At 33.4% G+C, this 9044-nt stretch carries 8 protein-coding genes; all 8 read left to right on the top strand.

What is annotated here, in order from left to right; translation table 11 throughout:
- Positions 1 to 763, top strand: a 763-nt coding sequence (locus HMPREF1864_RS06395; RefSeq protein WP_197415078.1) for a stalk domain-containing protein, incomplete at its 5' end; no start/stop codon positions are given.
- A gap of 372 nt (positions 764 to 1135) precedes the next feature.
- A complete protein-coding gene (locus HMPREF1864_RS06400; RefSeq protein ID WP_062571987.1) occupies positions 1136 to 2218 on the top strand; it encodes a BMP family lipoprotein in 1083 nt (360 codons plus the stop codon).
- 117 nt (positions 2219 to 2335) lie between these two features.
- Positions 2336 to 3868: an ABC transporter ATP-binding protein gene (locus HMPREF1864_RS06405; protein WP_062571988.1), complete on the top strand. Its 1533-nt coding sequence runs from the start codon at positions 2336 to 2338 to the stop codon at positions 3866 to 3868.
- Complete coding sequence (locus HMPREF1864_RS06410; RefSeq protein WP_062571989.1) at positions 3855 to 4982, top strand: ABC transporter permease; 1128 nt, start codon at positions 3855 to 3857, stop codon at positions 4980 to 4982. Before HMPREF1864_RS06405 ends, HMPREF1864_RS06410 begins: the two co-directional genes overlap by 14 nt.
- Positions 4975 to 5931 carry an ABC transporter permease gene (locus tag HMPREF1864_RS06415; RefSeq protein WP_062571990.1) on the top strand — a complete coding sequence of 319 codons (957 nt, stop codon included), beginning with the start codon at positions 4975 to 4977 and terminating at the stop codon, positions 5929 to 5931. Before HMPREF1864_RS06410 ends, HMPREF1864_RS06415 begins: the two co-directional genes overlap by 8 nt.
- A 105-nt stretch (positions 5932 to 6036) precedes the next feature.
- Positions 6037 to 7065: a P1 family peptidase gene (locus HMPREF1864_RS06420; RefSeq protein ID WP_062571991.1), complete on the top strand. Its 1029-nt coding sequence runs from the start codon at positions 6037 to 6039 to the stop codon at positions 7063 to 7065.
- Positions 7066 to 7159: 94 nt separating this feature from the next.
- Positions 7160 to 7795 carry a hypothetical protein gene (locus tag HMPREF1864_RS06425; RefSeq protein ID WP_062571992.1) on the top strand — a complete coding sequence of 212 codons (636 nt, stop codon included), beginning with the start codon at positions 7160 to 7162 and terminating at the stop codon, positions 7793 to 7795.
- The gene (locus tag HMPREF1864_RS06430; protein ID WP_062571993.1) at positions 7792 to 8394 is read left to right on the top strand and encodes a hypothetical protein; all 603 of its coding nucleotides are present in this window, start codon (positions 7792 to 7794) and stop codon (positions 8392 to 8394) included. The genes HMPREF1864_RS06425 and HMPREF1864_RS06430 overlap by 4 nt, the downstream gene beginning before the upstream one ends.
- The last annotated feature ends 650 nt before the right edge of the window (positions 8395 to 9044 follow it).

Here is a 9044-nt window from a genome sequence, read left to right on the forward strand (position 1 = left end):
AAAGAACCAGGCTCAATTAACGGAACAAGAAAAACAAGCGGTAAAGGATGCAATAAAAGCAGCAAATCCAACTTTAGGTCTAACAGACAATGATATTGAAGTAAAAGAAGACGGTTCTGTAGTAGTTAAAATGTATGGTATTCCTACAACTTTACCTGCATCTAAAGTTTTAAAAGAAGCTGTAAATCAAGACAACGAAAGTCAAGATAGTTATATACAAGGTTATGGGGATTATTTCCCAGGTGGAATTAAAATTAAAGAATACTCCACTCCAACACATCCAGTAATAGTATCTATTCCTAAGAAATCAGAAGAACTTGTTAAGGGAAAAGGAGAAAGTCTATGGTATGTATTCCATATAGATAAACTTGAGTATGATGTTGTTATAAATGGTGTTACAACTAAAAGAACAATGGATATCACGCCTATAATTAGTAAAGGTAGAACTATGGTACCACTTAGATATGTTGCAGAGGTTATTGGAGCTGAAGTTAAGTGGGATGCAAAAACTAGAACAGCATCTTTTACTAAGGATGGATTAACTGCAAGTATTCAAATTGATGGAGATGAAATAGTCCTATCTAATGGCAAGACTATTAAAATGGATTCAAAACCACTTATTGTCAAAGATAGAATGTTAGTTTCTGTTGTTAATCTAGCCAATGTGTTTGGTCTTACTAATGGAAATGAGCAAGATAAAAAAGATCAAGATATTGAATGGAATCATGAAGTCAGAACAGTTACAGTTTATGTTAAGAGATAATTTTAAATAATTTAAAATTTGCAAGGGGAGTAATAATGAATATACAAATATATTCGTTATTACTCCTTTTTTTAAGCTCAATCTAATTGGGCTTTTTTTTCTTTTAAATTTTTAATAAAAGTTTAGACCTTGGTGAAAATTAAAAATTAAATTTCTCTTACTTAGTGATGAGTCATAAACTTATAAATTCTCATAAAGTTATAAATTCTCATAAACTTATAAAGTCTTATAAAGAATTCAACTCTTATGACTTAATAAATATTTACAAAGTAAATAAAAATTTCAAAAAAATAGGAAAACTATTTTTTTTGAAATTGAAATAAGAGGGGATTTAATATATAATTTACTTAAATAATTATAGGAGGATTATAAATGAAGAAGAAACTTACATTACTTTCAGTGTTATTGATTGCAATGACACTTGTTGCTTGTGGTGGAGGCAACAAAAAAGAAGCAGATGGAAACGCTACTAAAAAAACAGCTGAAGCTAAGTCAGATATTGACGTTGGTTTTGTAACTGATGAAGGTGGAGTTAATGACCAATCCTTTAACCAAGGAGTTTGGGAAGGACTTCAAAAGGCACAAAAAGAACTTGGAATCAAGGCTGACTATGTTGAATCTAAGGACACTAAGGACTACTCTCCTAATCTAGAAACTTTTGCTGACAAAAACAAAAATCTTATTGTTGGTGCTGGTTTCAAAATGGGTGGAGCAGTAACTGAAGCTGCTAAAATGTACCCAGAAACTAATTATGCAATAGTTGACGTTGACGTTACAGTTGACAAAGATGGTAATAAGGTTGAAGCTCCTTCAAATCTACTTGGAATTATGTTTAGGGCACAAGAACCTTCTTTCCTAGTTGGTTATATTGCTGGTATGACTACTGAAACTAACAAGGTTGGTTTCGTTGGTGGTCAAGAAGGTAACATTATTTGGGGATTCGAATATGGTTACAAGGCTGGTGTTGATTACGCAGCTAAGGAAAGAGGCGTTAACATCGAAGTTCTTAGCCAATATGTTGGTAACTTCTCTGATGCACAAAAGGGTAAATCAATCACTGCTACTATGTACCAAAACGGTGCTGACGTAGTATTCCACGCAGCTGGTGGAGCAGGCGAAGGTGTTATCGAAGCTGCTAAAGAAGCTGGCAAGTGGGTAATTGGTGTTGATAGAGACCAAAGCGACAGAGCTCCTGAAAATGTATTAACTTCTGCAATGAAGAATGGTGATGTTGCTGTTTACCAAGTTGTAAAAGATATGCAAGAAGGTAAGTTCCAAGGTGGAAAAACTGTTGAACTTGGTCTAGCTGATGATGGAGCAGTAGGTATTGCACCAACTTCTAACAAGAATGTTAAGCCTGAAATTTTAAAGAAAGTTGACGAAATAACTAAGAAAATTATTTCTGGCGAAATCAAAGTTCCTTACAACGAAGAAACTTACAACCAATACAAATAAGTTTATAAAGTCATCTCTTAGGAGTCATCTTTGAGATGACTTTTTTATTGCAAATTATTTCAAAATTGCCCAATTCTTTGGTATAATTTATTTAACATAACAAAGGAGCGTTTGTATTTGGAAACTAATAACAAAGACTTAGTCGTAAGGATGGAGAAGATTACCAAAATGTTTGGTGACTTCGTGGCGAACGACGAAATTGATCTTGATATTAGGAGGGGAGAAATCCATTCTCTTCTTGGAGAAAACGGTGCCGGAAAGACTACTCTTATGAACATGCTTTACGGCTTAAGTTCTCCTACATCAGGTGAGATTTATATAAATGATGAAAAAAAAGAATTTAAGGATCCTAATGATGCTATAAAGGCAGGACTTGGGATGGTTCACCAGCACTTTATGCTTATTGAACCCTTCACTGTTGTTGAAAATATTATTCTTGGCATGGAGCCCATGAAGGGAATTAAGGTGGACATAAAGAAGGCAAGGGAAGATGTAGTTGCCCTTTCTGAAAAATATGGTTTTAAAATTGATCCCGATGCAAGGATCCAAGACATAACTGTTGGGACTCAACAAAAGGTGGAAATACTTAAGGTTTTGTATAGGGGTGCTGATATATTGATTTTTGATGAGCCAACTGCTGTTTTGACTCCTCAAGAAATCACTGAATTAATCGAAATAATAAAAAATCTTGCCAAGGAAGGCAAGTCTATAATTATTATCACCCACAAGCTAAAGGAAATTAAGCAAGTTGCTAATAGGTGTACAATTATTAGACGTGGTAAAAAGATTGATACAGTTAATGTTGCTGATGTAAGTGAATCTGAACTTGCTGATATGATGGTGGGAAGAGCTGTTCACCTAGATGTTAATAAGGCAGATGCTAATTCTGGTGACACAATTCTTGATATCAAGGGGTTAACTGCAAGAGATATTAGGAAGGTCAAAAAGTTAGGTGACTTAAATCTCGACATCAAGGCTGGAGAAATTCATGGTATTGCAGGTGTTGATGGAAATGGTCAATCTGAACTAATTGAAACTCTCACTGGTCTTAAAAAGGCAGAAGCTGGTTCTGTAATCTTTAAGGGAGAAGAAATTTTAAATCATACTCCAAGGGATATTATTGAAAGAGGCTTGAACTCAATTCCAGAAGATAGGCAACTTCGAGGACTTGTCCTAGATTTTTCTGTTGCAGAAAATATTATCTTAAAGGAATACTACAAGGACAAGTTTTCTAAAAAGGGAATCTTGGACTTTCCTAATATTGAAAAAAATGCAGTCGACCTTTCAGAGGACTATGATATAAGGCCAAGAAACATTAAACAATTTGCAGGCGCCCTTTCTGGTGGTAACCAACAAAAGGTTATTATTGCAAGGGAGATTTCCGGAGATCCAGATCTTCTTATTGCAGCCCAACCAACTAGGGGGCTAGATGTTGGTGCCATTGAATACATTAGGAATTTCTTGATAAAGCAAAGGGACAAGGGGAAGGCAGTCCTTCTCATCTCCTTTGAACTTGATGAAATTCTTGCCTTATCTGATAGGATTTCTGTTATTTATAATGGAAAAATCCTAAAGACTTTTGATGCGAAGGAAACTAATGAAAGAGAGCTAGGACTATATATGGCAGGAGGTAAAAATGAAGAGAAATAGGTTTATATACACAATTCTTGCCATTGTACTTGGGATAATAATTGGTTCAATTATACTTTTAATTAGTGGAACAAATCCAGTTGAGGCCTATAAGGTAATCTTCTTGGGTGCCTTTGGAAAGCCTAAGTATATTTCCTGGACAATAGTAAAGGCTGTGCCTTTAATTTTAACAGGACTTTCAGTTGCCTTTGCCTTCAACACAGGCCTATTTAATATTGGTGCCGAAGGTCAATACATAGTTGGTTCCATTGGAGCCCTTGTCGTTGGACTTTTGTTGGACCTTCCTCCAGTAATTCACGGACTTGTAGCTCTATTAGTTGGAGCTCTTTGTGGTTATCTTTGGGGAGCTATAGTTGGAATATTAAAGGCAAAATTTCAAGTTAATGAAGTTATATCGTCTATTATGATGAACTGGATTGGCTTTTATCTAAGCAATTATCTTTTGAGTTTTCCAATCTTAAGGTCAATTGAATCAGATAACTCTTATCCAATTAAGGACTCTGCCAGCATAAAAATTGCTGGTGCTTGGAAGATGAGTGAATCTGGTAGAGCTTTTCTTGCTCAACACAAATTTTTAAAGGATGTTTTAAATCCACCTCTAAACTTTGGTATAGTAATTGCCATTATTGCAGCCCTAGTAGTTTGGTATATCCTAAAGAAAACTACACTTGGTTATGAACTTCGTGCTGTTGGTTTCAATGAAAAGGCAGCTGAATACGGTGGAATTGACATCAATAAATCTATTGTAAAATCCATGGGTATTGCAGGTATCTTGGCAGGACTTGCTGGTGCAATAACTGTTCTTGGTGTCTCTGGCGACATTGGAATTATGGCAGCCCAAGAAGGCTACGGCTTTGATGGAATGGCAGTTGCACTTATAGCAGGCAACAACCCACTAGGCACAATCCCAGCAGCCCTTCTTTATGCAGGCTTAACTTATGGTGGAGGAAAGCTTACTACAATAGGAACTTATTCAGAAGTCGTAAAAATTATTATTGGTATTATGATTCTATTTATTGCAATGCCAAAACTTTTGGATATTATAAAATTCTTCTTTACTAAGTGGTCAAAGAAGGATGGGAAAAAATTAGAAAAAGGAGGAGCAAATGAATAGTTCACTTTTAAGCTTAGCAAGTATTTTATCAATAACACTTTTATATTCAGCTCCCCTTATTTATACAGCCCTTGGAGGCGTCTTATCTGAAAACTCTGGTGTTGTAAATATAGGACTTGAAGGAATGATGTCCATAGGAGCAGTTGTTGGTTCCATTGTTGGTTACTACCTAGGCAATCCTTGGTTGGCATTCTTGTGTGGAGGACTTGGTGGAATGTTAGTAGCTCTTCTTCACGCCATAGCCACAGTTAACTTTGCGGCAGACCACGTTGTAAGTGGTATAGCCATTAACTTAATTGGACCGGGACTTTCGCTTTTCCTTTGTAGGCTCTTCTTTGATGGAGCAGCTATGTCAAAGTCCATACCTTATGAAAACAAACTTCCAATCTTATTTGGAAAAGTTTTTAAGTCTGGTGGAGGAAAGGGCATAAGCAAATTTTTTGATATTGTATTCTCACAATATGCATCAGTTTACCTTGCCTTTGTTCTTGTCTTTGTAGTTTATTTTATACTTTACAAGACTAGACTTGGTCTAAGGATAAGAGCAGTTGGAGAATACCCTAAGGCAGCAGAAACTCTTGGAGTAGATGCTTTCAAAATCAAATACATTTGCGTACTAGCATCTGGATTTTTAGCAGGACTTGGTGGAGCGTCAATGTCTCTTGCGGTTGTATCAAACTATAGGGAAACACTTATCTCTGGTCAAGGCTTCATTGCCCTTGCTGCAGTAATCTTTGGTGGATGGAAACCACAAGGAGCTATGCTTGCTTGCCTACTCTTTGGTTTTGCACAAGGACTTTCAGTTTTCCTTGGCTCCATTGGAATAAAAATCGATACAAACCTACTTTCAATGATTCCTTATGCAATAACACTTCTTGTATTAATAATTTTTGTAAAGGGATCAAGAGCGCCATCAGCAGATGGTATTCCTTACGAAAGAAACAATTAAAAATAAAATTTGTCTCAGCTTCGGCTGGGACTTTTTTCATGTCCTAATTTATCTTATTAAATTATAAAATTTATCTGATATAATCTCTTTAAGAGGAGGATGTTTATGACTTTTGAAATTTTTAAAGATAGCAGGAAGGGACGACTTAATAAAATATCTGACGTTAAGGGAGTTAAGGTTGGTCACTCAACTATTAGGTATGGAAAAATAAAAACTGGAGTGACATGTATCATGCCCCATGATGGTGATGTCTTTAATGAAAAACTCTTAGCAAGCTCTTACATAATTAACGGCTATGGAAAAAGTCTTGGCCTAGTTCAACTTGAAGAGTTGGGAACTCTTGAGTCACCAATTTTTATGACTAACACTATGAGCCTTGGAAGAGTGCTTGACTCTTCGATGAAGTGGATGATAGATAGGTACGAAAAGGTTGGCGACAAGGCTGGAGCACCAAACATTATTGTCACAGAATGCAACGACGGAGTCATAAATGATATGAGGGGCCTTCATGTAAAAGAAGAAAATGTCTTAGAGGTTCTTAAAAATATAAAAGAAGATTTTGAAGAAGGGTCAGTTGGAGCAGGCACTGGAATGATTTCCTTTAACCTCAAAGGTGGAATTGGATCTTCATCAAGAATTATTGAAATAGAAGGAAGGGAGTACACCCTAGGAAGTCTTGTCTTGTCAAATTTTGGCAGGATAAAAGACCTAAAGATAGAAGGAAGACCCATAGGACGTGAAATGTATTTGAAGTCCAAGGAAAAAAGAGAAGACAAGGACAAAGGTTCGATTATTATAGTCCTCGCAACTGACTTGCCACTTAGTTCAAGACAATTAAAGAGGCTATCAAAGAGGGCAACAATTGGACTTGGCAATGTAGGATCATACTTGGGACATGGATCAGGAGATATTGTCATAGCCTTTTCAACTGCCAATAAGATAGGGGAATCTAAATTTGAAGAAATTAAAATTATAAAAGAAGACTTATTAGATGATGCCTTTAGGGCTTGTGCAGAATCAGTTGAAGAATCTATAGTTAAATCTTTAATTCATTCAAAGTCAGAAATAACAAAAGATGGCAAAAAGATTTTTTCTCTTGAAGAAAACTTAAAAAATTTAGGAATTGATTTTTGATTTTTATTAACTTTTTTACAATTTATGAGTGGGGTTCTATAATAAATTAAGAAGGAAAAGTTTTATATTAACAAAATATTTTTGAGGTGGATTAATGAGCGAATTTTCAAGATATGTTTTAGTGGCAATTTTTACATCAGCCTTAGTCACTTTTATTTACATAAGAGAAGAGAAGAAAGGAGAAAAAGATTCAGAGAGTGACATAATATATTCCTTCCTAATGACAAATTTTTTAATCTTACAATTCTACGATAGAATTTATCAAAATCTTGGGCTTACAATTATTGTCACCATCTTTATATGTTTTGTAATCTGGACTATTTATAAACTTTACACAGATAGCGAAAGTGGAAAGAAGTTATTGGAAAATAAAAATGAACCTAAGTGGAGAGTTTTATTTATTTCCATATCTTTTATATTATTAGCAAGCCTTAGTTTTTTAGAATTAAAAGATGGGCTTACTATTTGTTCAACCGGCAAAAGTGACTTTCGAAAAATTTTAATAGTTTCAACTATTTTTTTTACATACATTAAAATAATTTTAGACATGAGAGTTTTAAAAAGAATTTTATTTGAAAAAGATATTTGGAGAAGAGCCTTTATTATTTCAGAGATTATCTTGATTTTAATACTGGCTTTAGGAAGTGCCTATAACATAAAAAATGTTAACCGCTTTGATTTTTATGTAGAAAGTGAAGATTATCAAGAAACATCAGGTGAGGAATTATGAGAAATTTAATTATAAATATTATTGCCACGACGATTCTTGCTTTAATAAGTCCTATTGGATATAAATTAAAAGAAAAAGTTGGGATAGAGAGTGATAAGGCCACAACTTTTCAATCTTATGTTTTTTCCTTTACAACAATTGAGTTGTGGCTATCAATGGTTTTTTGTAGAAGCAAGCTAAATTTTTATTTTTTCTACTTTTTACTTATTGCTTCTTTTATGTACAGGTCATTCACAGAAGATGTTTTGAAGAATAAATATGCAGATGACCCAAGACTTTATAAGATAAGCACCCTATTCATGCAAGCTATCTTGATTATTTGCCAGTTAATATTCTTTGTTACTTTAGAAGATGGACACTTTATTGATTCCCTTTATAAGAGGGAATTTCAAATTGCTATGATTTGGTATGTGTTTGTGATCTTGTGGCTTAGCTATTATTTGTCAAAAAAATTACTAATTAGGATTTTTGAAAATAAGGATATTTATAGGAAAGTTTTTATAACTTTACAAATTTTATTTATCATTATTCTTGTAGCCTTTACTATTTATAACTACATAAATATTAATAGGTTCGATTTTTATCTCGATAGAATGTAAAGATTTAAGCGTTAAAGGAGAGAGAAAAATGACAGACAAGGTTCATGTAATCCTTTTTGGAACTTTTCTAGCCATATTATTTTTTATTATTGTTAGAAAATTATCTAAGAAGAAAGTTAAAAGTAAAAATTCTAGCAGAGAAGAGAAACTTTTAGATTCTTACTTAGCTTACACAATATTAACAAGCTGTTGGCTTAGTTCCATTTATTCGAGAACAAAGTTAATCTTATTTTATTTTGGAGTTTATCTTGTTATATATATTTTATTGAAAATATTAAACTTCGACTCAAAAATTTATAACAATGAAAAATATTTAAAGCTAATAGTTATAATAAATTGTCTAATTTTTACAATTTATCAGTTTGTATTTTTCTTAACACTAAAAAATGGAAATGTTATAAAAAATTTTAACAAATCAGCTTATGTTAGCACTGCGATTTATTTGTTAATGGGATTTTTTATTGTTAATATATATTTTTTAATAAAGAATCTTAGGACAATTTTTATAAAGAAAGATTTTTATAGAATAGTTTTTACTATATTAGATATAATTTTTATCATTTCTCAAATTTTCTTTATAATTTATAATCTAATAAACGCAGACAGGTTTGTTTTTTTATGATGAATTGCAAATAATATTGCGACACCTA

It is taken from the genome of Peptoniphilus sp. DNF00840 (genome assembly GCF_001553125.1).
Taxonomy (GTDB): Bacteria; Bacillota; Clostridia; order Tissierellales; family Peptoniphilaceae; genus Peptoniphilus_A; species Peptoniphilus_A vaginalis.

Excerpts from the sequence above, each read along its gene's own strand:
- HMPREF1864_RS06430 (WP_062571993.1), top strand. The coding sequence starts at position 7,792 with ATGAGAAATTTAATTATAAATATTATTGCCACGACGATTCTTGCTTTA.
- HMPREF1864_RS06425 (WP_062571992.1), top strand. The coding sequence starts at position 7,160 with ATGAGCGAATTTTCAAGATATGTTTTAGTGGCAATTTTTACATCAGCC.
- HMPREF1864_RS06410 (WP_062571989.1), top strand. The coding sequence starts at position 3,855 with ATGAAGAGAAATAGGTTTATATACACAATTCTTGCCATTGTACTTGGG.
- HMPREF1864_RS06400 (WP_062571987.1), top strand. The coding sequence starts at position 1,136 with ATGAAGAAGAAACTTACATTACTTTCAGTGTTATTGATTGCAATGACA.
- HMPREF1864_RS06415 (WP_062571990.1), top strand. The coding sequence starts at position 4,975 with ATGAATAGTTCACTTTTAAGCTTAGCAAGTATTTTATCAATAACACTT.
- HMPREF1864_RS06420 (WP_062571991.1), top strand. The coding sequence starts at position 6,037 with ATGACTTTTGAAATTTTTAAAGATAGCAGGAAGGGACGACTTAATAAA.